The following is a 24319-nucleotide window of genomic DNA, read 5'->3' on the forward strand; positions in this document are numbered from 1 at the left end:
CGTGCTCTGGGATCCAGTCCAGTCTATCGGGATCGGCGGGCGGAGCCGTTCGCCCTGCCGGACGCGGGGATCGACGCCGCGGTCAACGAGTCGGGTCGCTCCCGTGGCTGAGCTCGTCCCAGGACTCGACCGCGTCGACGGGACCGTCCGCGGGCCGCGGACTCGTCTCGAAGCGCCGCCCGCCGGTGCGCCAGCGCCGCGACGTCAGGAGCACGAGGACGGCCGCGACCGCCAGCAGCGCCCAGGCGAGGCCGGCGAGCCACGGCCAGACCGTCGGGGCGATCCCCTGGACCACGGGACCGAGCGCGGCGTCGCCGGCGAGTCCCGTGACCTCGGTCAGCGCCGGCGCGACCGCAGACAACGGGCGCCGGATCACAATGGTCAAGGTCAGCACCTCGAGGACGATGGCGACGAGCAGACCGATCGTTGCGAACACGTAGCGCAGCACCGGGCCGACGAGGGCGATGGCCGCGCCGAGGGCGAGAACGGTGAGGCTCAGCGGCGCCAGCACCGGCACCGCCGTGGCACCGGCCACGGGGACCTCCGCCCCGCCGTCCGCGCGGGCCACCGAGAGCCACGTCTGGGTCGACGAGATGATGCCGATGCCGCCGGCGAGGACGATCAGCAGGATGCTGACGGCCTTGCCGGATCGCGACGTCGCGGCGCTCATCCGGCCTCGCCTCCGACACGGGGATGCAGGTCCGTCGAATCGAAGCACGTGCGGGTGCCGGTGTGGCAGGCGACGCCCACCTGATCCACCGCGAGCAGGACCGTGTCGCCGTCGCAGTCGAGTCGCGCGCCCCGGACGTGCTGCACGTGCCCGGACGTGTCGCCCTTGCGCCAGTACTCCCGGCGCGAGCGCGACCAATAGGTGGCACGGCCGGTGGTCAGCGTGCGACGCAGCGCCTCCTCGTCCATCCACGCGAGCATGAGGACCTCGAGACTGTCCCACTGCTGGACGACCACGGGGACCAGGCCGTCCTCGTTCCAGCGGACCGCCGCGGCGGACTCCGTCTCGACGTTCTCCTCGTCGGTCATCGCACCGTCACCCCCGCCTCGCGCAGCGCCTGCTTCACGTCGCCGACGGTGAGAGCCCCGGAGTGGAACACGCTCGCCGCGAGCACCGCGTCCGCCCCTGCGGCGATCGCCGGCGGGAAGTCCGCCACGGCGCCGGCACCGCCCGAGGCGATCACCGGGACGCTGGAGATCTCTCGCATCAGGGCGACGAGCTCCAGATCGAAGCCGTCCTTGGTGCCGTCGGCGTCGATCGAGTTGACGAGCAGTTCCCCGGCGCCGCGCTCGATCGCCTCGCGGGCCCATGCCGCCGCGTCGAGGTCGGTCTCGGTCCGTCCGCCGTGGGTGGTGACGACGAAACCCGAAGGCGTGCGATCGCTGCGCTTGACGTCGAGCGAGAGCACGAGCACCTGCGCGCCGAACCGGTCGGCGATCTCGCCGACGAGCTCCGGGCGCGCGATCGCCGCCGAGTTCACGCCGATCTTGTCGGCGCCGACGGACAGCAGACGGGCGACGTCCTCCGTCGTGCGCACTCCCCCGCCGACCGTCAGCGGGACGAACACCTGCTCGGCGGTGCGGCGCACCACGTCGTGGGTCGTCGCCCGGCCGTCGACCGTCGCGGTGACGTCGAGGAAGGTGATCTCGTCGGCGCCCTGGGCGGCGTAGTGGCGCGCGAGCTCGACGGGATCGCCCATGTCTCGGAGGTTCTCGAAGTTCACGCCCTTGACCACGCGGCCGTCCGCGACGTCGAGGCAGGGGATCACCCGGGCCGCGAGGGTCATCAGAGCCTCGCCGCGTGGATGGCGGTCACGAGGATCGCGCGGGCGCCGAGCGCGTACAGCTCGTCCATGACCTGGTTCATCCCGGCGCGCGGGATCATCACCCGGACGGCCACCCAGGCGGGATCGCGCAGCGGCGACACCGTGGGCGACTCCCGCCCCGAGGCGATCTCGGTCGCCTGGTCGACGAGGTCGGCGGGCAGGTCGTAGTCCAGCAGCACGTAGCGACGCGCGACCATCACGCCGCGCAGCCGCCGCAGCAGGGTGTCGGTGCCCTCGACCTCGCCGGGCCGGCTGATGAGCACGGCCTCGGACTCGATGATCACCGGCCCGAAGATCTCGAGTCCGGCCTGGCGGAGCGTGGTGCCGGTCTCCACGACGTCGGCGATCACATCGGCGACGCCGAGGCGGACCGCGGACTCGACGGCGCCGTCGAGCGGGACGAGCTCCGCCTCGACGCCGTGGCCGCGGAGGAAGTCGTCGACGAGACCGGGGTACGACGAGGCCACGCGCACGCCCGCGAGCTGCTCGATCGAGCGGTAGACCCCGGGCGGCCCGGCGAACCGGAACGTGGAGCGGGCGAAACCGAGCTGTTCGATCTCGCGTGCGTCCTCCTGCCGGACGTCGCGGAGCAGATCGCGTCCGGTGATGCCCACGTCCAGGGCGCCGGAGGCGACATACGTGGCGATGTCCCGGGGGCGGAGGAAGAAGAACTCGACACCGTTGTCGGCGTCGACGACGTGCAGGGTCTTGGAGTCCCGCCGACCGGCGTAGCCGGCCTCGGCGAGCATCTCGGCGGCGGTCTCGGACAGCGATCCCTTGTTGGGGACGGCGATGCGGAGCATTCTGGGGTCTTTCCTTCGGAGCGGATCGGACGGGATCGGCTCAGAGATGTCGGTACACGTCCTCGGTGCTCAGCCCCTTCGCGATCATCAGCACCTGAAGGTGGTAGAGCAGCTGCGAGATCTCCTCGGCAGCGGCGTCGTCGCTCTGGTACTCGGCGGCCATCCAGACCTCGGCCGCCTCCTCGACGATCTTCTTGCCGATCGCATGGACGCCCGCGTCGAGTTCGCGGACCGTGCCGGATCCCTCGGGGCGCTCCGCAGCCTTCCGGCTGAGCTCGGAGAAAAGGTCGTCGAAGGTCTTCACCCGTCCAGGCTACCGGCTCGTGCGAGCTCCCGGAGCCGCGTGACGGCAGCCTCGACGTCCTTCTGCCCGTAGACGGCGGAGCCCGCCACGAAGGTGTCGGCGCCCGCGGCCGCGGCCTGTGCGATGGTGGCGTCGGAGATGCCCCCGTCCACCTGGAACCAGACGTCCGAGCCACGCCGCCGCGCCTCGGCGACGAGGGCGGCGAGCTTCGGCATCGTCTCGGGCATGAAGCCCTGGCCGCCGAATCCCGGCTCGACGGTCATCACGAGGATCTGATCGAACTCGTCCAGGATGTCGTAGAGCGGCTCCCCCGCGGTACCGGGCTTGATCGCCACGCCCGCGCGCGCGCCGATCCCCCGCAGCGTCCGGGCGAGGGCGACCGGATCCTGCGCGGCCTCGAGGTGGAACGTGACGCTCGCGGCGCCCAGCTCCGCGTATCCCGGTGCCCAGCGGTCCGGATCCGTGATCATCAGATGGACGTCCAGCGGGATCGGGCTCGTCGCCTGGATCCGCTCGACCATCTGCGGACCGAAGGTGAGGTTCGGGACGAAGTGGTTGTCCATCACGTCGACGTGGGCGAAGTCCGCGGTCGCGATCCTGGCGAGCTCCGCCTGCATGTTGACGAAGTCGGCGGCGAGGATGCTCGGGTTGATCCGCGGAGCGGCGGGCAGGTCGGACGCGTCGATCGGAGAGGCCATGCCCCCATTATCCGGGTGGACGCTCCCTCGACCGGCCGCCGCGCACGCGCGGTCGCGCGTCAGGCGCGCTTTCGCAGGAGCGCCAGGAACATGGCGTCCGTGCCGTGACGGTGGGGCCAGAGCTGGACGTGCCCCCGGCCGGACGCGGGCTCGGGCAGGTCGATCGGCGACCGGGACACCGCTCGCACGACCGCACGCGCGTCGAGCTCGTCGATGTCCTCGCGTCGGCGCAGGACCTCCTCGACGACGCCGGCGGTCTCGGCGAGGTGCGGCGAGCACGTCACGTACGCGACGATCCCGCCCGGGGCGAGCGCGTCCAGCGCCGACGACAGCAGTTCCGCCTGCAGGTCCACGAGCTCCCCGACGTCGGCGGGCGTCTTCCGCCAGCGCGCCTCCGGCCGGCGGCGCAACGCGCCGAGGCCCGTGCACGGCGCGTCGACGAGGATCCGGTCGTAGGCCCCCGGGCGGTGCGCGGCGAGGACGCGCCCGTCCTCCTCCGCGACGGGGATCTCCGCGGGGATGGGCCGCAGCGCGCGGCGGACCAGGCCCGCGCGGGCGGGGACCACCTCGTTGGCCTCGAGCGAGGCGCCGCGGCGGAGGGCCTCCGCCGCGAGCAGGGCCGTCTTGCCGCCGGGACCGGCGCACAGGTCGAGCCAGCGCTCCCCCGTCCGCACCGGCGCTGCTTCGACGAGAGCCAGGGCGACGAGCTGGGACCCCTCGTCCTGCACGCGGACGCGCCCCTCATGCTCCTGGACCACGGACGCGGGATCGCCGCCCGGGGAGGCGAACGCGGTCGGGGCGTACGGGCGCCGCGGCTCCTGCGGTTCGGCGAGCCCGGGCAGGGCCACCAGCGTCACCTCCGGCGCGGCGTTGTCCGCGTCCAGGAGAGCCGGCAGCTCCTGTGCCCGTCCTTCCGCCGCCAGCGCGCGGCGCAACGCCCGGATGATCCACACCGGGTGGGCGCTACGCAGTCCCAGGCGCTCGTCGTCGGAGCGTGCGGTGCGATCCAGTTCCGTCTCCCACTCCGCCGCGTCGCGTCCGCCGATGCGCCGCAGCACGGCGTTGGCGAACCCCGCTGCTCCGCGCCCGGCCGCGCCCGCGACGAGGGTGACCGACTCGTTCACCGCCGCGTGCCGGGCCACCCGCGTCCCGAGGAGCTGGTGGGCGCCCAGACGCAGCGCGTCGAGCACGGCCGGGTCGATCTCGGTGACGGGCCGATCCGCCGCGTGCGCGATGACCGCGTCGTACGTCCCCCGGCGGCGGAGGGTCCCGTAGGCCAGTTCCGTGGCCAGGCCCGCGTCCTGCGCGGACAGGCCCGCCTCGCGGATCGCGGCGGGAAGCAGCAGGTTGGCGTACGCGTCCGAGTCGCTCACGGCCCTCAGCACGTCGTACGCGACGCGGCGGGCCGGCTGGACATCCCGCGCCTGCTCCCTGCGCGGGTTTCGTCCCGCGCTCGTGCGTCCGGCCGGCGTCGCGCCGGCCGGACGGGCCGAGTCCCGGGCTCGCGAGCGGCGGGAGGAGCGTCCGTCGCGGTCGCTCACGCGCCGGCCCTCGCATCCGTGCGCAGACCGCGGAACCAGTCCGGCGCGGCCATCGCGGCCTTGCCCGCAGGCTGGACGCGCGTCAGCAGGAGCGGATCGGTGGCGGTCCCGACGAGGACGCCGTCCTTGCGGAGGAGGAGCGCTCCGGGCTCCAGCCGGTCGGCGCCCGCCGCACGGCGCAGTTCGCGGACCTTCACCGGCACGCCCGCTACGAGCGTGTGCGCTCCGGGCTCGGAGGTCACGCCCCGGTAGCGGGCGAACACCTCCTCGGCCGGGCGCGTCCAGTCGAGCAGGCCGTCCGAGAGATCGAGCTTGGCGGCTGTCGTCGGCTCCCCCTGCTGCGCCTCCGCCTTCGCCGATCCCTCCGCGATCGAGGCCACCACCTCGCTGACCAGACCTGCGCCGTCGCGCGCGAGCGACGCCAATGCCTCGTCGGCCGTCGCGTCCGGCGGGACCGGGAAGGTCCGCGCCGCGAAGACGTCCCCCGCATCCAGGGCCGGGACCAGCTGGAACACGCTGGCACCGAGCTCCGGGTCGCCGGCGATGAGCGCGCGCTGCACCGGCGCCGCGCCGCGCCAGCGCGGAAGGATCGAGAAGTGCAGGTTGATCCATCCCGCCGTCGGCGTCGAGAGCAGGGGCTCGCGCACGAGGCCGCCGTACGCGACGATCACGCCGAGCTCCGGAGCCAGACCCGCGATGCGCGCCGTCGCCTCGTCGTCGAGCCGCGCCGCCCTGATCACGGGGAGGCCGAGCTCCTCCGCGGCCGCCGCGACCGGTGACGGCGTGAGGACGCGCTTGCGCCCGAGCGGGGCGTCCGGCCGCGTGACGACCGCGACCACCTCGTGCTCGCCCGCCAGGCGTCGCAGGGTCGGCACGGCCGCTTCGGGTGTTCCGGCGAAGACGAGACGCATCAGAGGTTCCTTCCGGAAGGGACGAGGGGATCCGGCGAGCGGACGACGGCGGAGGCGGCGCTCACAGGTCGGGCTCCGTGACGTCGAGCCTGATCGAGAGCGTAGTCCGCGGCGTCCGCCCTCGCCCGCGGCGTCGCCCGGTCGCCTCGGCGACCACCGCGGCCCGCAGGGTCGTCGCGACCCGACTGCCGTCGGCGTACGGGAAACGCACGAGGGCGCGCTCGCGGTCCGTCTCGCCGTCCTCCTCGACGGGAACGGGGCCGAGGACCGCGTCGGGCGGGAGCCCGAGCGTCGCGATCTCCTCGAGCGCCCGGCGCATGCCCGCCGGCGACCCCTCGACCTGGGCGACGCGCACCGTCGGCGGCATCCGCAGCGGCGCCCGCTCGCGCAGCTCGGCGCGTGCGTACCCGGCGTGGCTCCAGGTCGCCAGCGCCCGCGCGACCGGCCCGTCGACGCCCACGAGGTGCACCGGCGCCCCGGGGGCCGCCAGCGCCGCGGCGTTCGACCACCACCGCAGACACGACTCGCCGATGCGCAGCTCCGGGGCCTGGAGCATCCGGCTTCCGTCGAGGAGCACGACCGCTCGGTACCCGCCCTCCGCGATCGGCTCGGCGCCCCGGGTGGCGACGACGAGGGCAGGGCGGTCGTCCACACGGGCCACCGGATGCGCGCCGTCCGCGACGATCACCCGGACCCCGGGGAAGGCACGCCCCAGCTCCTCGGCGGTCCTCTCGCTCCCCGAGGCCGCGAGGCGGACCGACTCGTTGCCGCACGAGCCGCACGACCAGGACCGCGCCCCGCGCCCGCACCACCCGCAGACCGGCAGCGCGCCGCGGTGCGCGGCGCCGAGGGGACCGCCGCAGTGCGTGCATCGCGCCGGCGCCCGGCACCCGGCGCACACGAGACTGGGCGAGAATCCGGGACGCGCCACCTGGATCAGCACGGGTCCCGACGCCGTCGCCTCCCGGGCGGTCAGGAAGGCCCGGGACGGCAGCCGGTGCCCCCGCCGATCCAGGTCCTCGACCGAGTCCAGCACCACGCGCGGGGTGATCCGCCGGGTGGCCGTGATCGCCCGAACCCATCCGGACTCCACCAGGCGCTCGACGTCCGTCGTCCGGGTGTGCCCCACGAACAGCAGCGCGCTCTCCTCGCGCTCCTGCCGCTGCAGCGCCGCGTCCCGCGCGTGCACGTAGGGCGCCAGCGGCTCGGCGAGGAGCGGGTCGCCATCGTCCCAGAGCGCGACGAGCCCCGCCCGTACCGGCGCGTAGACGGCCGAGCGGTTGCCGAGCACGATGCACGGCGCCTCCTGCAGGGTGCGCAGATACGCCCGGTAGCGCTCCGGTCCGCTCTGCCGCGCGTCGAGCCGCGCGACCGCATCTCCCGGGACGCGATCCCGGAGGGCCAGCGCGACCAGATCCAGGTCCCGATGGTCGGGGACCACGAGGACCGCCGACGAGCCGCGGACGACCGTGCGGACCGCCGCGGCCGCGAGGAGCCGGGCCCATTCGGGCACGCCGTCCTCATGCACCCGCGGAATCGCCTCGACGGCGGCCCGCCCGCCGTCCTCCAGCAGGGCGGTGAGGCCGTCGTAGTCCGCGAGGACCTCCGTCGCAGCATCGGCGGACCCGGGCGCGAACTCCTCCCCGCCTGGCGCCGCCTCGGCCCCCGCGGCCAGCCACGCCTTTTCGACGCGGACCTGGCGCTTGGGCACGACCAGGCGCAGGACGTCCGAGGCGCTCCCCGCGGCGCGGTCGGCGACCCGGCGGGCGAGGGCGTAGAGCCGCTCGGGAAGCACCGCGGCCGCCGACACGACGGCGTCCACCTCGGCGAGGGTCCGCGCATCGTCCTCTTCGACGTCGACCTCCACGACATAAGCGTCGAGGAGCCGCCCTGCGGACCGCAGAGGCACGCGCACGCGGACCCCGGGAGCGACCTCGTCGCGCAGCTCCGGCGGGACCGCATAGTCGAACAGGCGATCCAGCTGCGGCAGGGGCGAGTCCAGCACGACCCGGACGATCGGGCGCGTCAACGCCGTCTCCCCCGGTCACCCGCCGAGCGGCGGCGGCCGACCGGGCCCCTGGCGTGCGTCAGCCGGTGCACCACCCCGCGCTCACAGCCCGGCCGCGCGGCGGAGCTCCTCGGCCCGCGTCGTCTGCTCCCAGGTGAAGTCCGGGAGCTCTCGGCCGAAGTGCCCGTACGCCGCGGTCTGGGCGTAGATCGGGCGGAGCAGGTCGAGGTCCTCGATGATCGCCTGCGGCCGCAGATCGAACACGGACTCGATCGCCCGGGTGATGACGTCGTCCGCCACCCGGCCCGTGCCGAACGTCTCCACGTACAGCCCGACCGGCTGGGCGACGCCGATGGCGTAGGCCACCTGGACCTCGAGACGGTCCGCGAGTCCCGCCGCGACCGCGTTCTTGGCCACCCAGCGCATCGCGTAGGCCCCGGAGCGGTCGACCTTCGACGGATCCTTGCCGCTGAACGCCCCGCCGCCGTGACGGGCGGCGCCGCCGTACGTGTCGATGATGATCTTGCGGCCGGTGAGGCCGGCGTCGCCCTTCGGGCCGCCCGTGACGAACGGGCCCGCCGGGTTGATGTAGTAGGTGACGTCGTCGAGGTCCAGCCCGGTCGTGGCGAGCACCGGGTCGATGACGTGCTCGCGCACCTGCGCCTTGAGCTCGTCCTGGGAGACGTCCGGGTTGTGCTGCGTCGAGAGCACGACCGCGTCCACCGTCTTCGGCGCGAAGCCGTCGTAGCCGAGCGTCACCTGGGTCTTCCCGTCCGGACGGAGGAACGGGAGCACGCCCGAGCGGCGCACCTCTGTGAGCCGTTCGGCGATGCGGTGGGCGGTCCAGGCGGCCATGGGCATGAGCTGCGGGGTCTCGGTGGTCGCGAACCCGAACATGATGCCCTGGTCGCCGGCGCCGAGCAGGTCCCGCGGGTCCGCCGAACCGCCTTCGCGATGCTCGTGCGCCTTGTCCACGCCGTGCGCGATGTCTCCGGACTGCTCCCCCACCGACACGCTCACCCCGCACGACGAGCCGTCGAAGCCCGTGTCGCTCGACGTGTAGCCGATGCCGTTCACGACGTCGCGCACGATCGTCGGGATGTCCGCGTACGCCTCGGTCCGGATCTCGCCGGCGACGTGCACGAGACCGGTCGTGACCAGGGTCTCCACCGCGACGCGCGATCCGGTGTCCTGGGCGATGAGACCGTCCAGGATGCTGTCCGAGATCTGGTCGCAGATCTTGTCGGGGTGGCCCTCGGTGACGGACTCGGACGTGAAAAGGCGCAGTGCGCTCATCGATGCTCCATCGGTAGCGGGCGAGAGGGCTCAGACCGGGCGCCGGTGGGCGCGATCCGGACGGGCTCCTCCCAGTATGACCGGAGCCGTCGACATCCGCTGCGGGATGACGACGGCTCCGGGACGGACGATCACTCCGCGTGACGGATGCGGAGCTTGTCCTCGTTGATCTCGTGCAGCGCGATCGTCAGGGGCTTGTCCTCGACCGACGAGTCGACCAGCGGCCCGACGTTGTCGAAGAGGTTCCCCTCGTGCAGGTCGGAGTAGTAGTCGTTGATCTGACGCGCGCGCTTGGCCGCGTAGATCACCAGCTCGTACTTCGACTCGACGCGCTCGAGCAGGTTGTCGATGGGCGGATCGATGATGCCCTGGTTGTGGCCGGCCATGGAGGACCTCCTGGTTCAGGCGGCGGGTCGCCGCGGAGAAGACGGTGGGGCGCGCACCCCCTCACAAGCTCGGGGGACGGTTCAGCGCGCAGAGTCCGAGGTCAATTCTACGACCTCTCGGGCGGCGGAGGCGACGTCCTCGTTCACGACACGGTGATCGAACTCGCCCTGTGCCGCCAGCTCGACCTTCGCGGTGCGCAGTCGCCGGGTCCGCTCCGCCTCGTCCTCGGTTCCGCGTCCGATGAGGCGGTGGACCAGCTCGTCCCACGACGGCGGCAGCAGGAACACGAGGGTGGCGGAGGGGTCGGCGGCGCGCACCTGGCGCGCGCCCTGCAGATCGATCTCGAGGAGCACGGTCTTCCCCTCGGCCAGGGCGCGCTCGATCGGCGCCCGCGGCGTGCCGTAGCGGAACCGGTTGTGCACGGTCGCGTGCTCGAGCAGTTCCCCCTCCGCGATCATCCGGTCGAACTCGGCGTCGTCCACGAAGTAGTAGTGCACGCCGTCCTGCTCACCGGGGCGCGGTGCCCGCGTCGTGGCGGAGACGGACAGGTGGATCTCCGGGTGGTGGTCACGGATGTGGGCCGCGACCGTGCCCTTGCCGACCGCCGTCGGGCCCGCGAGCACGAGCAGGCGGCTGCGGTTCGCACGGGGACGGGGCACGGGGAAGCGGGCGTCGAGCCAGTCCTGCAGCGCTCGACGCTGGCGGACGCCGAGGCCGCCCAGGCGCTTGACCGGGGAGATCTGGAGCTCCGTCATCACGCGGTCGCGCTTGCCGGCCCCGATCGCCGGGAGCGCGGTCAAGAAGTCCGGCACCCGGAGCGTTCCCGCGGTCGAGTCCGGATCCTCGAACGCGCGGGCGACGACGTCCTGCGGGGACACCACGCGCATGGCCAGATCGCGCTTCAGAGACGCCCGCGCCCGACGGCGCTCCACCGCACGCCGCGCGGCGGCCGCGCGGTCGACCTCCGGCACCTCTCGTCTGACGACCTCACTCACCCTGTGCCTCCCGGTACTGTGCGACGCGTTCCTCGATCCTCTTCGCGATCCCCGTGGGCCCTGCCGACAGGATGCTGCGGCTCTCGCTGGCGAGCACGTTCCGCGCCAGCGCTCCGAAGCGGCGTCGGAGATCGGCGGGCTCCGCCCCCTGCGCCCCGAACCCCGGCGCCAGCAGCGGTGCACCGGACAGCAGCGCGTCGTCGAGCCCGAAGCGCGCTCGGTCGACCGTGGCGCCGACGACCAGACCGATGGCGCCGAGACCGCCCGAGCGGTCATCGATCGCCGCGGTCTCCTGCGCCACCCGCGCGGCCACGGAGACGTCCGAACCTGCGGCGGACGCCGTGCGGGCCCGCTGCACCACCTCGCCGTCCGGATTGCTGGTGGCGGCGAGCACGAAGACGCCCTTGCCGGCGACCACCGCGTGCGTCATCAGATCCCGCAGGGAGTCCGGGCCGAGATAGGGGCTCACGGTCACCGCGTCCGCCTCCAGGGGCGACCCCGCACCGAGCCAGGCATCCGCATAGCCGTCCATCGTCGATCCGATGTCTCCGCGTTTGGCGTCGGCCACCACGAGGAGCCCGGCCGCACGCGCCTGGGACATGACGTCCTCCAGCGCCGCGAAGCCCCGCGCGCCGAAGCGCTCGAAGAACGAGACCTGCGGTTTCACCGCCCCGACCCGTCCGGCCGCGGCCTCCACGACGGCGCGCCCGAAGGCGCGCACGCCGTCCGCGTCCTGCGGGAGGCCCCACGCGTCCAGGAGCGCCGCATGCGGGTCGATGCCCACGCACAGCGGTCCCTTCGCGTCGAGGGCCGCGCGCAGCCGCGTGCCGAAGGCCTCCGTCATCGGGCCGCCGCCATCCGCGCCGCACGGTCGTCGGCGTACTCCTGGAGGCTCCGGACCCGGAACCCGTCGTCGATCGCGTCCATCCCGCTCACCGCGGCGCCGAGCGTCGCGATGGTGGTGAACAGCGCCTTGTCGGCGGCGACCGCAGCGGCACGGATCTCGTACCCGTCCGCACGCGCGGCTCCCCCGCTCGGCGTGTTCACGACGATGTCGATCGATCCGGCGTTGATGAGGTCGACGATGTTCTCGGCCCCGGACTCCTGGGTCTCGCTGTACTTGTCGACGACCGTGACGGCGATGCCGTTGCGAGAGAGGATCTCCGCGGTCCCCTCGGTCGCCACGATCGTGAAGCCGAGCTGCTGGAGCCGATGGGCGGGCAGGATCACCGCACGCTTGTCCGCGTCCGCGACCGAGATGAACACCGTGCCGGAGGTCGGCATCCCGCCGTACGCGGCGGCCTGGCTCTTGGCGAAGGCCGTCGGGAAGTCGCGGTCGATTCCCATGACCTCGCCCGTCGATCGCATCTCGGGGCCCAGCACGGAGTCGACGATCTTGCCGGAGTGGGTCCGGAACCGCTTGAACGGCAGGACCGCCTCCTTCACCGAGACCGGGGAGTCCAGCGGCACACGCGAGCCGTCCTGGGCGGGCAGCAGCCCCTCCGCACGGAGCTCGGCGACGGTGGAGCCGGTCATGATGCGGCTGGCGGCCTTGGCCATCGGGATCCCCAGCGCCTTCGAGACGAACGGCACGGTCCGGCTGGCACGCGGGTTGGCCTCGATCACATAGAGGACGCCGGCGCTGATGGCGAACTGCACGTTGAGCAGCCCGCGCACGCCCACGCCCTCGGCGATCGCCAGGGTCGCCTCACGGACGCGGTCCACGTCGGTGCGTCCGAGCGAGACCGGCGGAAGGGTGCAGCTGGAGTCGCCGGAGTGGATGCCCGCTTCCTCCAGGTGCTCCATCACGCCCCCGATGTACAGCTCGGTGCCGTCGAACAGCGCGTCCACGTCGAGCTCGATGGCGTCGTCCAGGAACCGGTCCACCAGGAGCGGCTTGCCCTCCTCGATGACGACCTCGTCGGCGGTGCGCACGAAGTAGTCGCGCAGCGCCGCGGTGTCGTAGACGATCTCCATCCCGCGCCCGCCGAGGACGAAGCTCGGCCGCACCAGGACCGGGTAGCCGATCTCCTCGGCGATGCGCACGGCGCCCTCGACGTCGATCGCGGTGCCGTTGCGCGGCGCGACGAGTCCGGCGTCGTCGAGCAGCCGGGAGAAGAGCTCCCGCTCCTCGGCGAGGTCGATCGCGGCGGGGCTGGTGCCGAGCACGCGGTAGCCCGCCGCCTCGATGCCCTTGGCGAGGCCGAGCGGCGTCTGGCCGCCGAGCTGGCACACCACTCCGAGGATCTCGCCGCTGGCCGATTCGGCGTGCAGCACCTCGAGGACGTCCTCGAGCGTCAGCGGCTCGAAGTACAGACGGTCCGAGGTGTCGTAGTCGGTCGACACGGTCTCCGGGTTGCAGTTCACCATGACGGTCTCGAACCCTGCGTCCGACAGCGCGAAGGAGGCGTGAACGCAGGAGTAGTCGAACTCCACGCCCTGTCCGATGCGGTTCGGGCCGGATCCGATGATCACGACCTTGGTGCGGTCCGAGGGCGCGACCTCGGTCTCCAGGTCGTAGCTGGAGTAGTGGTACGGGGTGAGCGCCGGGAACTCCCCCGCGCAGGTGTCGACGGTCTTGTAGACCGGGCGGATGTCCATGCTGTGACGGACGCCGCGAACCTCCTCCTCGGTGAGCCCGCGCAGCTGGGCGATCTGCGCGTCCGAGAAGCCGTGCTCCTTCGCCTCCCGCAGCACATCGGCGTCGAGCTCGCCCGCGGTCCGCACGAGCTCGGCGACCTCGTTGATGAGCACGATCTGGTCCAGGAACCACGGGTCGATCGCCGTGGCGTCGAAGGCCTGCGCGATCGTCGCGCCCTTGCGCAGCGCCTGCTGCAGCGTCACGATCCGGCCGTCGGTCGGCGTCTTCGCGATCTCGAGGAGCTCCTCGACGGAACGCGGCTCGTCGCCCCAGTGGAAGCTCGATCCCCGCTTCTCGAGGGAGCGCAGCGCCTTCTGCAGCGCCGTCGCGTAGTTGCGTCCGATGGCCATGGCCTCGCCGACGGACTTCATGGTCGTCGTGAGCGTGGCGTCGGCGGCGGGGAACTTCTCGAACGCGAACCGCGGCACCTTCACCACCACGTAGTCGAGGGTGGGCTCGAAGCTCGCCGGGGTGACGCCGGTGATGTCGTTCGGGATCTCGTCCAGCCGGTAGCCGAGGGCCAGCTTCGCGGCGAGCTTCGCGATCGGGAACCCGGTGGCCTTCGAGGCCAGGGCCGATGAGCGCGATACCCGCGGGTTCATCTCGATGACGATGATGCGCCCGTTCTCCGGATTGACGGCGAACTGGATGTTGCAGCCGCCCGTGTCGACCCCCACCGCACGGATGATGTCGATGCCGATGTCGCGGAGCCGCTGGTACTCGCGGTCCGTCAGGGTCAGGGCCGGCGCGACCGTGATCGAGTCGCCGGTGTGCACGCCGACCGGGTCCACGTTCTCGATCGAGCAGACCACGACCGTGTTGTCGGCGGTGTCGCGCATGAGCTCCAGCTCGTACTCCTTCCAGCCGAGGATCGACTCCTCCAGGAGCACCTCGTTGGTGGGCGAGTCGTGCAGGCCCGCCCCGGCGATCCTGCGCAGGTCCTCCTCGTCGTACGCGAAGCCGGAGCCGAGGCCGCCCATCGTGAACGAGGGCCGCACCACGAGCGGGTAGCCGAGCTCCTCCGCCGCCGCGAGCACCTCGTCCATCGAGTGCGCGATGCGGCTGGCGGCCACGTCGGCGCCGGCCTCGATGACGAGCTCCTTGAAGATCTGGCGGTCCTCACCCTTCTGGATCGCCTCGACCTTGGCGCCGATCAGCTCCACGCCGTACTTGTCGAGAATCCCCTGCTCGTGCAGCGCCATGGCGGCGTTGAGCGCCGTCTGGCCGCCCAGGGTCGGGAGGATCGCGTCGGGCTTCTCCTTGGCGATGATCGTCTCGATCACGGCCGGTGTGATCGGCTCGATGTAGGTGGCGTCCGCGAAGTCCGGGTCGGTCATGATCGTCGCCGGGTTCGAGTTGACGAGGATGACGCGCACGCCCTCCTCGCGCAGCACCCGGCAGGCCTGCGTGCCCGAGTAGTCGAACTCGCACGCCTGCCCGATGACGATCGGGCCGGAGCCGATGACGAGGACCGAGGTGATGTCGTCGCGCTTGGGCATTACTGGGCGTCCTTCTCAGAGATGGTCGCGACGACGAGATCGCGGAAGCGGTCGAAGAGGTAGTTGGCGTCGTGCGGTCCCGCGGCGGCCTCCGGGTGGTACTGCACCGAGAACGCGGGGATGTCGAGGGCGCGCAGCCCCTCCACCACGCGGTCGTTGAGACCGACGTGGCTCACCTCCACACGGCCGTAGCCGTTCGGGCTGTCGAACGCGCCGTCCAGCGGCGCCTCCACGGCGAACCCGTGGTTGTGCGCGGTGATCTCGACGCGGCCGGTGGCCTTGTCCAGGACGGGCTGATTGATCCCGCGGTGCCCGAAGGGGAGCTTGTACGTCCCCAGGCCCAGAGCGCGCCCCAGAAGCTGGTTGCCGAAGCAGATCCCGAAGAAGGGCAGCCCCTCGTCGAGCACCTCGCGCAGCACGGCCACGTGGCCGTCCGACGCGGCGGGGTCCCCGGGGCCGTTCGAGTAGAACACCGCGACCGGGTCGACCGCGCGGATGTCGTCGATCGTCGCCGTCTGCGGCAGGACGTGGACGTCGAACCCGCGTGCGGCGAGGTTGTCCAGCGTCGCCTGCTTCACCCCGAGGTCGAGGACCGCGAGGTTCCCGATCCGTGCCACGCCCTCCGCGGCCGGGGTGACCTGGGTCTCGGCGACCGAGACCTCGGCAGACAGGTTGCGTCCGGACATCTCCGGGGCCTCGGTGACGAGGCGCAGCTGCTCCTCGGGGTCGCGCTCGGCGTCCGCGCCGGAGAAGATCCCGCCGCGCATCGAGCCGGCGGCACGGATGTGCCGGGTGACGGCACGCGTGTCGATGCCGCGGATGCCGACGATCCCGTCACGCACCAGCAGGTCGTCGAGCGAGCTGTTCGCCCGCCAGTTCGAGACGACGCGCGAGGGGTCGCGCACGATGTACCCGGACACCCAGATGCGCCGGGACTCCGGGTCCTCCTCGTTCATGCCCGTGTTGCCGATGTGCGGGGCGGTCTGCAGGACGATCTGCCCGGCGTAGGACGGGTCGGTGAGGGTCTCCTGGTAGCCGGACATCCCGGTGGAGAACACCACCTCGCCGAGGGTGATGCCTTCGGCGCCGTAGGGGCGGCCGACGTGACGGGTGCCGTCCTCCAGGACGAGCACGGCGCGGGCCGGGCCGGGGGTGGTCGGTGCGGGTGTGAGGGTCATTCGTTCGCTCCCTGGTCGGGTGCAGCGCTCAGGCGCTGAAGTTCGGTGATCACGGCGGCCGGGTCGCCGATGAATCGGAGATAGCTGTCCACGATCGTCTCGTCGTCGATACGCCAGGCGACGCGGACGAGGCCTCCCGGTTCGACGACGCGGTCGATCGTGACGGTCGCGCGGTCGACCGCGACGAGGCGGCGAGACGCGAGGAACACGGTCGGGGCGCCGTCGAGGCTGAGCGCGAGACCGCGGTCTGTGACGACCGCCTCGCCGCGCGCCCGATAGACGAGGGGCTTCACCGCCAGACGCTCGAGCGGCTCGTCGTGCCGTGTCGTGGCCACGTAGAGGACCTCGTGGCGACTCGTCACCTCGGCGTGCTCGGGGACGCCGAGCGGCGCCGTCAGCCCGGCGTCACGTCGGAGCCGTGCCCGCCATGCGACCACCATGCTCACGAGGATCAGGGCGGTGACGGCGAGGGTGATGATGAGCGCGAGCTCCCGCGTCATGCGTCCAGCTCCTCGACCACCGCGCCGTCCGACAGGGTCTCGTAGCCGCGGTGCACCGTCCAGCGCACCGACCCGGGAAGGTCGCGGCCGAGGTACGGCGAGTTGACACTCTGCCCGCGCAGGTCCGCGGTCGTGAACTCTCCCCCGGCGTCGGCGTCGTACAGGGTGAACTCCGCGGGTTCCCCGGCCGCGATCGGGGTGCCGTGCCCGGCGAGGGACCCGATCCGCGCGGGGGCCGCGCTCAGCACGCGCGCGACGTCGGCCCAGTCCAGCAGGCCCGTGGCGACCATCGACTGGTGCACGACGCGCAGGGCGCTCTCCAGGCCCACCATCCCGTTCGCGGCCGCCTGCCACTCGCAGGCCTTGCTCTCGTCCGGGTGCGGCGCGTGATCGGTGGCGACGATGTCGATCGTCCCGTCGGCGAGCCCCTCGCGGACGGCGCGCACGTCCTCTTCGCGGCGAAGCGGCGGGTTCACCTTGAAACGCGCGTCGTAGCCGCGCACGAGCTCGTCGGTCAGCAGCAGGTGGTGCGGCGTGACCTCCGCCGTGACGGCGATGCCGCGCTTCTTGGCCCACCGGATGATGTCGACCGACCCCGCGGTGGAGAGGTGGCAGACATGCAGCCGGGAGCCGACGTGCTCGGCGAGGAGCACGTCGCGGGCGATGATGGACTCCTCGGCCACCGCCGGCCAGCCGGCGAGCCCCAGCTCCGCGGAGACCACGCCCTCGTTCATCTGCGCGCCCTCGGTGAGCCGCGGATCCTGCGCGTGCTGGGCGATCACCCCGCCGAACGCCTTCACGTACTCGAGCGCGCGGCGCATGATGAGCGGGTCCCAGACGCAGAAGCCGTCGTCGCTGAACACACGGACGTTCGCGCGCGAGGAGGCCATCGCCCCGAGCTCCGCGAGGCGCTCGCCCTTCTGGCCGACCGTGACGGCGCCGATGGGCTGGACCGTGGCGTAGCCGGCGGCTTCGCCGAGCGCGAGCTCCTGCTCGACGACGCCCGCGGAATCGGCCACCGGCGAGGTGTTGGGCATGGCGAAGACCGCGGTGAACCCGCCCGCCGCCGCGGCGCGCGTGCCGGACAGGACCGTCTCCGACGCCTCGTACCCGGGCTCGCGCAGATGCGTGTGCAGATCGACGAGGCCGGGAAGGGCGATGAGGCCCGCCGCGTCCACGATGCGCGCGCCCGCACTGCTCACCCCGGCGCCCACCTCGGCGATGAGACCGTCCCGGACGAGGATGTCCGCGCTCTCGCCTCCGGTGATGCGTGCGCCGCGGTAGATGACATCCGCGCTCATCGGGTCCGCTCCGTCCCGGCCTCGACCATCGCGTCTTCCATCCGTTCTCCCGCCAGCAGCAGGTACAGCACCGCCATTCGCACCGACACTCCGTTCGCGACCTGCTCGAGCACGGTGGATCGCGGGGAATCCGCCGCGGCGGAGGAGATCTCCAGGCCTCGGTTCATCGGGCCCGGGTGCAGCACAATGCTATCGCCCGCGAGTCGCTCCAGCCGCGCCGGGTCCAGTCCCCACCGTCGCGAATACTCCCGCTCACTCGGGAAAAAGGCGGCACTCATCCGTTCCAGCTGGATGCGCAGCATCATCACGGCGTCCGGCTCGTCCGCCAGCGCGACGTCCAGGTCGTAGACGACGCGCACGGGCCACGCGGAGACGTCCTGCGGGATGAGCGTCGGCGGGGTCACCAGGGTCACGTCCGCGCCGAGGGCGGCGAGGAGCCAGACGTTCGACCGGGCGACGCGCGAGTGCAGCACGTCGCCCACGATCACGACGCGGACTCCGGAGAGGTCGCGCCCCCGACTGTCCGCACCGAAGCGGCGCTTGCGGATCGTGAAGGCGTCCAGCAGTGCCTGGGTGGGGTGCTCGTGCGTGCCGTCTCCGGCGTTGACGACGCCGGCCGAGATCCAACCGCTCGTCGCGAGCGTCTGCGGCGCTCCGGAGGCGGAGTGCCGGACGACGACGGCGTCGGCGCCCATCGCCTGGAGGGTCTGGGCGGTGTCCTTCAGGCTCTCGCCCTTGGACACGCTCGAGCCCTTCGCCGCGAAGTTGATGACGTCGGCGGACAGGCGCTTCGCCGCCGCCTCGAAGGAGATGCGCGTGCGGGTGGAGTCTTCGAAGAAGAGGTTGACGACCGTCTTGCCGCGCAGCGTCGGGAGCTTCTTGACCTCGCGGGACTGGGTGTCGGCCATGTCCTCCGCGACGTCGAGGATCCGCAGGGCGTCCGTGCGCGCGAGCGAGCGCGTGTCCAGGAGGTGCCTCATGCGCGTGCCGCCGGGTCGTCGATGCTCACGTACTCCTCGCCGTCGTCCTCGCGCAGCCGCACGTTCACCCGTTCGGTGCGCGCGGACGGGATGTTCTTCCCGATGAAGTCGGGGCGGATCGGGAGTTCCCGGTGCCCGCGGTCCACGAGGATCGCCAGCCGGACGATCGCCGGGCGACCGATCGACTGCAGCGCGTCGAGAGCGGCGCGGATACTGCGGCCCGAGAACAGGACGTCGTCGACGAGGACGACGGTGCGTCCGTCGATCCCTCCGGCGGGGATCTCCGTCCGCTGCGGGGACCGCGTCGGGTGCTTCGCCAGATCGTCGCGGTAGAGCGTCACGTCGAGGGATCCCACCGGCACGTCCGTCTGGGCGATGCTGCTGATGAGCTGGCCCAGACGCTCGGCGAGGGCGACACCGCGGGTCGGGATCCCCAGGAGGACGAGGTTCTCGGCACCCCGGTTCGACTCGAGGATCTCGTGGGCGATACGGGTCAGAGCCCGGCGTATGTCGGCTTCCTGCAGCACGATGCGTGCGCTCATCCGCCACTCCCTTCTCCGCCTCACAGGACGGTGTTAAAGGTTGCTGATGCCTCCAGTCTAGCGTCCCGCCCCGGCGCGACCCGCCGCGCCGGCTCAGGCAATCGCGCGAGTTCAGGCCGCCGCGGCGGCGGGGTGCCTGAACTCGCGTGTTCGCCTGTTCTCGCGCGCGGGCTCGCGGACGCTTCGGCGATCAGGCGCCGATGCGGAGCGCTTCCTCGGTGACCTCGTCCACCTTCGCGGCGCGGATCGGGTGGCCGCTCGTGGAGAGGCAGCGGCCGGTCTTCAGGTCCCACTTCCAGTCGTGCATGGAGCAGGTGAGCACGCCGTCCTCGTCGATCTTCCCGGTGCGGGTCAGGTCGGCGCGCAGGTGCGGGCAGCGCCGCTGCACGACCCAGTCGCCGATCTCGGCGTCCTCGGTCTGGTCCGTCTGCTCCTGGTACCAGTTCTCCACGTACTCGATCCGGTCGGTGGAGAGGCACTTGAGGAACGTGGTCAGGAACTCGTTGAACTTGCCGCTGCGCCCGACGGAGAACTGCATCGACAGGAAGATGGAGTTCGACCAGTCGATCTCGTGATCGCGGATGTTCGTGGAGACGAGGTCTGCGGGGATCGTGTACCAGTAGATGCACTCCTCCCCCGCGTATTCCCGGACCTTCGCCCGCGGGAAGTCCACCACCATGTCCAGTTCGCCGATGCGGAATCGGACGTTGCCCCCGACCCCGAGCCGGATCGTCCGGGACTTCTTCAGCAGCGGCTCCCACCACTCCTTGATGGCTTGGAGCATCTCGGCCGGCGGGATCACGTCGGCGCGCGTCGCCTCCTCGTCGCGCAGCTCCTGCTGACGCGACGCCCGCTGCTCCTCCAGGTAATCCCACTTCTCGTCGAAGATGTGCCGGATCTCCTCCTCGGAATACAGCGTCTGCGTCACCGTGAGTTCGCCGCGGTCCATCTCGACGAGCGTGCCGGGGAGGAAGAGGTGCCCGTCGTACTGCGGCGCGAGCTCCTTCATGTGGGCGAGGAACTCCTTCTGATCGGTGAAGATCGCCTCGCCGTTGCGACCGGTGCCGTTGAACTCGAAGAGGTCGTCACGCAGGAACATGGGCGGGCCGGCCATCGGGAACACATGCGGCGCGTCCACCTTCTCGATGTAGTACATCGCGCGCTTGTTCTGCGCCTCCCGCTTCAGCCGGGCGAAGTTCTGCTTCGCGTCCATGGGGAGGTCGTAGACCATCGGCCACCAGATCGCGCCGGACACCTGGGTGAAGTAGGCCTCGGGCTTGCCGAACGCCATGAGCTTCTCGAGGTCGAGCGGGTGGGAGTCGTTCTGGTTCAGGATCGAGGCCGTGCCGTCGTCGACGCTCAGCGACGAGTCCCCGATGGGGCCGTCGCTGGGCGCCCGCAGCGGCGTGATCATGATCTTGAGGTCCCCGCGCTCGATGATCTCGCCGGCCGGTGCGTAGGTGATGTTCTCGTAGCCGAGGGCGCGGATGTCGCGCTCGAGGTCGTCGGTCGGGTACTCCGGCAGGAGCACCTCGATGTCCTTGCGGATGTACCGCTCGAGCAGGCGCGGGTCGAAGTGGTCGCGGTGCCGGTGCGAGATGTACAGGAAGTCCGCCTCGCGCCCGAGCCGCTCCCAGTCCAGGCCGCGGTTGTCCGGGAACGGGAACCAGGATCCGTAGAACGAGGGGCCGAGAACGGGGTCGCAGATGATGTTCCCGCCCACCGTCTCGATGAACATCCCGGCGTGGCCGAGTCCCGTGATCCGCATGCGTGTCCTCCTGAGCGCCCCGGTGAGGAAGGCGCCGGGGACGCGGACGATTCTACCGGCGCCCTCCTCGGAACCCGCCGAGGCGAGCCGTGACAAACCGGCCCGGCGGGGTCTGCGCGGTCAGTCCTCGAGCAGGCCGCGGATGTCCTCGGCCGTCAGCGCCCCCGCGAAGAGGTCCTCGTCGTCCATGACCGCCGCGAACAGGCGCGACTTGCGCTGCTGGAGCGCCAGGACCTTCTCCTCGATGGTGTCGGCGGCGATCATCCGGTACGCGAAGACCGGCCTGTCCTGGCCGATGCGGTGCGCGCGGTCGATCGCCTGCGACTCCGCCGCGGGGTTCCACCACGGGTCCAGCAGGAACACGTAGTCCGCCTCGACCAGGGTCAGGCCCACCCCGCCCGCCTTCAGGCTGAGCAGGAAGACGTCGTGATCGCCCTCGCGGAAGCCTTGCACGACACGATCGCGGTCCCGGGTCGCCCCGTCGAGATAGGCGACGCGCAGACCGGCGCGGCTCAGGCGCGTCTGCGCCAGCCCGAGGAACGACGTGAACTGGCTGAACACGAGGGCCCGGTGGCCTTCCGCGCGCAGCTCCAGGAGCCGTTCCACCAGCGTCTCGAGCTTGCGCGACGCGATCGGGGCGTCCTCAGGGTCGATGAGCCCGGGCGCCAGGCTCAGCATGCGCAGCAGCGTCAGCGATCGGAAGACGATGAAGCGGTTCCGGTCGAGATCCGGCAGGAGACCGAGGACCTTCTGGCGCTCGCGCTGCAGCACGGCGTCATAGCGGGCGCGATGCGCGGGAGCGAGCTCGACGCGCAGGACCTGCTCCTGCCGCTCCGGGAGGTCCGCGGCCACGAGTTCCTTGGTCCGGCGGATGACGAAGGGGCGGACGCGATGGCGAAGACGTTCGATCCGCGCCTGCCGGTACGGCGCGCCCTCCGCGTTCTCCGGGACCTTCCCCTGCTCGATCGGCTGGATGTACTCCTCGCGGAACCGCCGGGCGGACGGGAACAGGCCGGGACTCGTCAGGCTGAGGATCGCCCACAGCTCGGCGAGACCGTTCTCGATGGGAGTCCCCGTGACGGCGTACACCGCCCGTGCGGACAGCGCCGCCGCAGCCTGGTGGACGCGGGTGCCCGGGTTCTTCACGTGCTGGGCCTCATCGAGCACCACGCCGGACCACGGCAGCGGCGCACGGCCTTCGGTCGTGAACTCGTCCGCGTCGATGCGGAGGACGGCGTAGGAGGTCAGCACGACGTCGGCGCCGCGGCGGAGCTCGCTCAGAGGCACGCCGCGACGCGCGCGGGTCCGGTCCGCCACCGCGACGCGAAGACCCGGGGCGTACCGCTCCGCCTCCCGCGCCCAGACGGCGACGACCGAGGTGGGCGCCACGACGAGGAACGGCGGGTCGCTCTCGTGGCCGGGCCCGGCGGGAGCCTCCCGCGCGTGCGCGATGAGGGCGAGGATCTGCAGGGTCTTGCCGAGTCCCATGTCGTCGGCGAGCACCCCGCCGAGCCGATGCCGCCAGAGGAGGGCGAGCCGGCCGAACCCGTCTCGTTGATACGGGCGCAGCTCTGCACGGATGACGCTCGGGACCGGTGGCGGGTCGACGGAGTCGGTCGCCCGCAGCTCCGCGACCGCCGCGCGCCAGGTCCGTGCGGGCAGCGCCTCGTGCGCGAGGTCCTCGAAGTCCTCCCACAGCGCGAGGTGCGTCCGGGCGATCCGCGGACCGGTCTCCCACTCGGCGAGCTCCGCGGCCTCGTCCAGGAGCTCCTTCAGTCGGTCGAAGGCGGGGTGGCGCAACGAGAACCACGACCCGTCGACGAGCTTCAGCTTGCCGTGCCGCAGGCTCAGCGCCCGGAACAGGGGCTGGAACGGAATGCTGCGCCCGTCGATCCGGACCAGCACGCCGAGGTCGAACCAGTCCGGGTCCGTGGACTCGACCGTCGACACGGTGATCTCCGGCTCGCCCGTGAGCCGCGCGTAGGGGCGCCGGGGCCCGACGTGCTCGATCGCCACTCCGCGCGTCTCCAGTGCGGGCACCACGTCGGTGACGAACTCCGCCGCGTCTGCACCGCGTCTCACCCCCTCCGCGGCGAACGGGGGCGGCGTCACCGCCGTCCAGGCCTCGACCAGCTCGGCGAGCTCCAGCGCCTCGCGCTCCGGATCCCGCATGTCGCGTCCGCTGACCGGTTCGTCCAGCCCGACGCGTCCGTATCCGGCGTAGTCCCACCAGAACCGGAAGGCCACCGCGTCGTCGTCCCGGCGATGGTCGAGGACCAGCAGCGGCCGAGGGACGGGCGGCGCCGGAAGGGTCACGCCCCGCCCGGCGCGCAGATCGGTGCCGCGGCGCAGCAGCGGATAGGCCTCGCGGAAGAACGCCTCCTGCTCATCCGGTGGGACCACGAGCGGCTCCGCGGCGTTCAGCAGCGCGCCCAGGACGGGCGGCACGGCCACGGGGCCCAGCACCAGTTCGATCCGCGCGCCGACGACCCGGTGCGCGTATGCCCCCTCCTCCCCGACCGGATGGACCGTGCCGGCCGGGAAGGTCTCGCCGTCCGCCTCGCCCTCCGCCGCGAGCAGGAGGGCTCCCCCCTCGTCGCGCTCGACCGATGCGCGCACGACCAGGTCGTCGCGCCAGCGCAGGCTCGTCGAGCGCTCGGTCGCGACCAGCGGGATCCGCTCCGCGCGGGCGCGTGCGAGGTGGGACCACAGCACGCCCGAGGAGACCGGATCCAGCAGCAGCCAGTCGCCCGCCGTCCCGGACAGGAGCGAGTCGCGGCAGATGCTCAGGAGATCGGCGAACCACCGCGACTGAGCGGCGTCGAACCGGCTGCCCCGACGGCGGACCGCGTCCCAGCTCGCATCGCCCTGGATCCACGCGTCGTCGGCGGCGTTGCGGATCAGCGGACGCACGCCGAGGAACAGCTCCCCCGGGTCTTTGACGAGGTCCCGGGCCGTGGCCGTCCGCAGCGGCCGGGGCGCCCACTGCTGAGCGTCCGCACGAGCGCGCCGGCGCAGCTCCACCCCGAGGGCGAGCGGTGTCCGCGCCTCTCCGGGCGGCGGGATCAAGGATCGCCAGCCGTCGGTCGGTTCAGGAGGGGTCATCGCCGATCATCCTGCCGTTCGCCACCG

Annotated in this window: 21 protein-coding genes; all 21 read right to left on the reverse strand. The window is 72.2% G+C overall.

All coding sequences use genetic code 11. The features are described 5' to 3' along the window. Window positions 1-82: 82 nt before the first annotated feature. The 21 genes from K8F61_RS04290 to K8F61_RS04390 all read right to left on the reverse strand — a co-directional run bounded on the left by K8F61_RS04290 (window position 83) and on the right by K8F61_RS04390 (window position 24292). Window positions 83-670 carry a Trp biosynthesis-associated membrane protein gene (locus tag K8F61_RS04290; RefSeq protein ID WP_231820793.1) on the reverse strand — a complete coding sequence of 196 codons (588 nt, stop codon included), beginning with the start codon at window positions 668-670 and terminating at the stop codon, window positions 83-85. Next, entirely contained in the window at window positions 667-1038 is a 372-nt protein-coding gene (gene hisI / locus K8F61_RS04295; RefSeq protein WP_231820794.1) for a phosphoribosyl-AMP cyclohydrolase, read from the reverse strand. The genes K8F61_RS04290 and hisI overlap by 4 nt, the downstream gene beginning before the upstream one ends. Beyond that, window positions 1035-1796, reverse strand: coding sequence for an imidazole glycerol phosphate synthase subunit HisF (gene hisF / locus K8F61_RS04300; protein WP_231820795.1), 762 nt, complete (start codon window positions 1794-1796; stop codon window positions 1035-1037). The genes hisI and hisF overlap by 4 nt, the downstream gene beginning before the upstream one ends. After that, entirely contained in the window at window positions 1796-2638 is an 843-nt protein-coding gene (hisG, locus tag K8F61_RS04305; RefSeq protein ID WP_231820796.1) for an ATP phosphoribosyltransferase, read from the reverse strand. Before hisG ends, hisF begins: the two co-directional genes overlap by 1 nt. Window positions 2639-2678: 40 nt before the next feature. Further along, the gene (locus K8F61_RS04310; RefSeq protein ID WP_231820797.1) at window positions 2679-2942 is read right to left on the reverse strand and encodes a phosphoribosyl-ATP diphosphatase; all 264 of its coding nucleotides are present in this window, start codon (window positions 2940-2942) and stop codon (window positions 2679-2681) included. Then, window positions 2939-3640 (reverse strand): ribulose-phosphate 3-epimerase, encoded by a 702-nt coding sequence (gene rpe, locus K8F61_RS04315; protein ID WP_219084712.1) that lies wholly within the window; start codon window positions 3638-3640, stop codon window positions 2939-2941. Before rpe ends, K8F61_RS04310 begins: the two co-directional genes overlap by 4 nt. A 59-nt stretch (window positions 3641-3699) precedes the next feature. Beyond that, window positions 3700-5181: an RsmB/NOP family class I SAM-dependent RNA methyltransferase gene (locus K8F61_RS04320; RefSeq protein ID WP_418888071.1), complete on the reverse strand. Its 1482-nt coding sequence runs from the start codon at window positions 5179-5181 to the stop codon at window positions 3700-3702. After that, entirely contained in the window at window positions 5178-6092 is a 915-nt protein-coding gene (fmt, locus tag K8F61_RS04325; protein ID WP_231820798.1) for a methionyl-tRNA formyltransferase, read from the reverse strand. The genes K8F61_RS04320 and fmt overlap by 4 nt, the downstream gene beginning before the upstream one ends. 61 nt (window positions 6093-6153) lie before the next feature. Further along, the gene (locus tag K8F61_RS04330; protein ID WP_231820799.1) at window positions 6154-8121 is read right to left on the reverse strand and encodes a primosomal protein N' family DNA-binding protein; all 1968 of its coding nucleotides are present in this window, start codon (window positions 8119-8121) and stop codon (window positions 6154-6156) included. Between the two features lie 81 nt (window positions 8122-8202). Next, window positions 8203-9396 (reverse strand): methionine adenosyltransferase, encoded by a 1194-nt coding sequence (metK, locus tag K8F61_RS04335; protein ID WP_219084715.1) that lies wholly within the window; start codon window positions 9394-9396, stop codon window positions 8203-8205. A gap of 131 nt (window positions 9397-9527) precedes the next feature. Then, window positions 9528-9782 carry a DNA-directed RNA polymerase subunit omega gene (gene rpoZ, locus K8F61_RS04340; RefSeq protein ID WP_067246927.1) on the reverse strand — a complete coding sequence of 85 codons (255 nt, stop codon included), beginning with the start codon at window positions 9780-9782 and terminating at the stop codon, window positions 9528-9530. 81 nt (window positions 9783-9863) lie between these two features. Further along, window positions 9864-10778 (reverse strand): guanylate kinase, encoded by a 915-nt coding sequence (gmk, locus tag K8F61_RS04345; RefSeq protein WP_231820800.1) that lies wholly within the window; start codon window positions 10776-10778, stop codon window positions 9864-9866. Further along, the gene (gene pyrF / locus K8F61_RS04350) at window positions 10771-11622 is read right to left on the reverse strand and encodes an orotidine-5'-phosphate decarboxylase (protein ID WP_231820801.1); all 852 of its coding nucleotides are present in this window, start codon (window positions 11620-11622) and stop codon (window positions 10771-10773) included. The genes gmk and pyrF overlap by 8 nt, the downstream gene beginning before the upstream one ends. Continuing rightward, window positions 11619-14918: a carbamoyl-phosphate synthase large subunit gene (carB, locus tag K8F61_RS04355; protein ID WP_231820802.1), complete on the reverse strand. Its 3300-nt coding sequence runs from the start codon at window positions 14916-14918 to the stop codon at window positions 11619-11621. The genes pyrF and carB overlap by 4 nt, the downstream gene beginning before the upstream one ends. After that, complete coding sequence (gene carA / locus K8F61_RS04360; protein WP_231820803.1) at window positions 14918-16096, reverse strand: glutamine-hydrolyzing carbamoyl-phosphate synthase small subunit; 1179 nt, start codon at window positions 16094-16096, stop codon at window positions 14918-14920. The genes carB and carA overlap by 1 nt, the downstream gene beginning before the upstream one ends. Beyond that, window positions 16093-16596, reverse strand: coding sequence for a PH-like domain-containing protein (locus K8F61_RS04365; protein WP_067246942.1), 504 nt, complete (start codon window positions 16594-16596; stop codon window positions 16093-16095). Before K8F61_RS04365 ends, carA begins: the two co-directional genes overlap by 4 nt. Next, a complete protein-coding gene (locus K8F61_RS04370; protein ID WP_231820804.1) occupies window positions 16593-17897 on the reverse strand; it encodes a dihydroorotase in 1305 nt (434 codons plus the stop codon). The genes K8F61_RS04365 and K8F61_RS04370 overlap by 4 nt, the downstream gene beginning before the upstream one ends. Then, window positions 17894-18877 carry an aspartate carbamoyltransferase catalytic subunit gene (locus K8F61_RS04375; RefSeq protein WP_231820805.1) on the reverse strand — a complete coding sequence of 328 codons (984 nt, stop codon included), beginning with the start codon at window positions 18875-18877 and terminating at the stop codon, window positions 17894-17896. Before K8F61_RS04375 ends, K8F61_RS04370 begins: the two co-directional genes overlap by 4 nt. After that, window positions 18874-19419 (reverse strand): bifunctional pyr operon transcriptional regulator/uracil phosphoribosyltransferase PyrR, encoded by a 546-nt coding sequence (pyrR, locus tag K8F61_RS04380; protein ID WP_219084719.1) that lies wholly within the window; start codon window positions 19417-19419, stop codon window positions 18874-18876. Before pyrR ends, K8F61_RS04375 begins: the two co-directional genes overlap by 4 nt. A gap of 190 nt (window positions 19420-19609) precedes the next feature. Next, on the reverse strand, window positions 19610-21187 hold the full coding sequence (locus tag K8F61_RS04385) for a Rieske 2Fe-2S domain-containing protein (RefSeq protein WP_067246957.1): 1578 nt from the start codon (window positions 21185-21187) through the stop codon (window positions 19610-19612). Window positions 21188-21307: 120 nt separating this feature from the next. Beyond that, a complete protein-coding gene (locus K8F61_RS04390) occupies window positions 21308-24292 on the reverse strand; it encodes a DEAD/DEAH box helicase (RefSeq protein ID WP_231820806.1) in 2985 nt (994 codons plus the stop codon). Between the last annotated feature and the right edge of the window lie 27 nt (window positions 24293-24319).

Origin of the sequence: Microbacterium resistens (genome assembly GCF_021172025.1) — a bacterium.
Taxonomy (GTDB): domain Bacteria; phylum Actinomycetota; class Actinomycetes; order Actinomycetales; family Microbacteriaceae; genus Microbacterium; species Microbacterium resistens.

Coding starts and splice junctions, on each gene's coding strand:
- K8F61_RS04375 (WP_231820805.1), bottom strand. CDS start 18,877: ATGAGGCACCTCCTGGACACGCGCTCGCTCGCGCGCACGGACGCCCTG.
- K8F61_RS04290 (WP_231820793.1), bottom strand. CDS start 670: ATGAGCGCCGCGACGTCGCGATCCGGCAAGGCCGTCAGCATCCTGCTG.
- fmt (WP_231820798.1), bottom strand. CDS start 6,092: ATGCGTCTCGTCTTCGCCGGAACACCCGAAGCGGCCGTGCCGACCCTG.
- pyrR (WP_219084719.1), bottom strand. CDS start 19,419: ATGAGCGCACGCATCGTGCTGCAGGAAGCCGACATACGCCGGGCTCTG.
- metK (WP_219084715.1), bottom strand. CDS start 9,396: ATGAGCGCACTGCGCCTTTTCACGTCCGAGTCCGTCACCGAGGGCCAC.
- hisG (WP_231820796.1), bottom strand. CDS start 2,638: ATGCTCCGCATCGCCGTCCCCAACAAGGGATCGCTGTCCGAGACCGCC.
- K8F61_RS04365 (WP_067246942.1), bottom strand. CDS start 16,596: ATGACGCGGGAGCTCGCGCTCATCATCACCCTCGCCGTCACCGCCCTG.
- pyrF (WP_231820801.1), bottom strand. CDS start 11,622: ATGACGGAGGCCTTCGGCACGCGGCTGCGCGCGGCCCTCGACGCGAAG.
- K8F61_RS04370 (WP_231820804.1), bottom strand. CDS start 17,897: ATGAGCGCGGATGTCATCTACCGCGGCGCACGCATCACCGGAGGCGAG.
- rpe (WP_219084712.1), bottom strand. CDS start 3,640: ATGGCCTCTCCGATCGACGCGTCCGACCTGCCCGCCGCTCCGCGGATC.
- carB (WP_231820802.1), bottom strand. CDS start 14,918: ATGCCCAAGCGCGACGACATCACCTCGGTCCTCGTCATCGGCTCCGGC.
- K8F61_RS04390 (WP_231820806.1), bottom strand. CDS start 24,292: ATGACCCCTCCTGAACCGACCGACGGCTGGCGATCCTTGATCCCGCCG.
- carA (WP_231820803.1), bottom strand. CDS start 16,096: ATGACCCTCACACCCGCACCGACCACCCCCGGCCCGGCCCGCGCCGTG.
- K8F61_RS04385 (WP_067246957.1), bottom strand. CDS start 21,187: ATGCGGATCACGGGACTCGGCCACGCCGGGATGTTCATCGAGACGGTG.
- hisF (WP_231820795.1), bottom strand. CDS start 1,796: ATGACCCTCGCGGCCCGGGTGATCCCCTGCCTCGACGTCGCGGACGGC.
- rpoZ (WP_067246927.1), bottom strand. CDS start 9,782: ATGGCCGGCCACAACCAGGGCATCATCGATCCGCCCATCGACAACCTG.
- hisI (WP_231820794.1), bottom strand. CDS start 1,038: ATGACCGACGAGGAGAACGTCGAGACGGAGTCCGCCGCGGCGGTCCGC.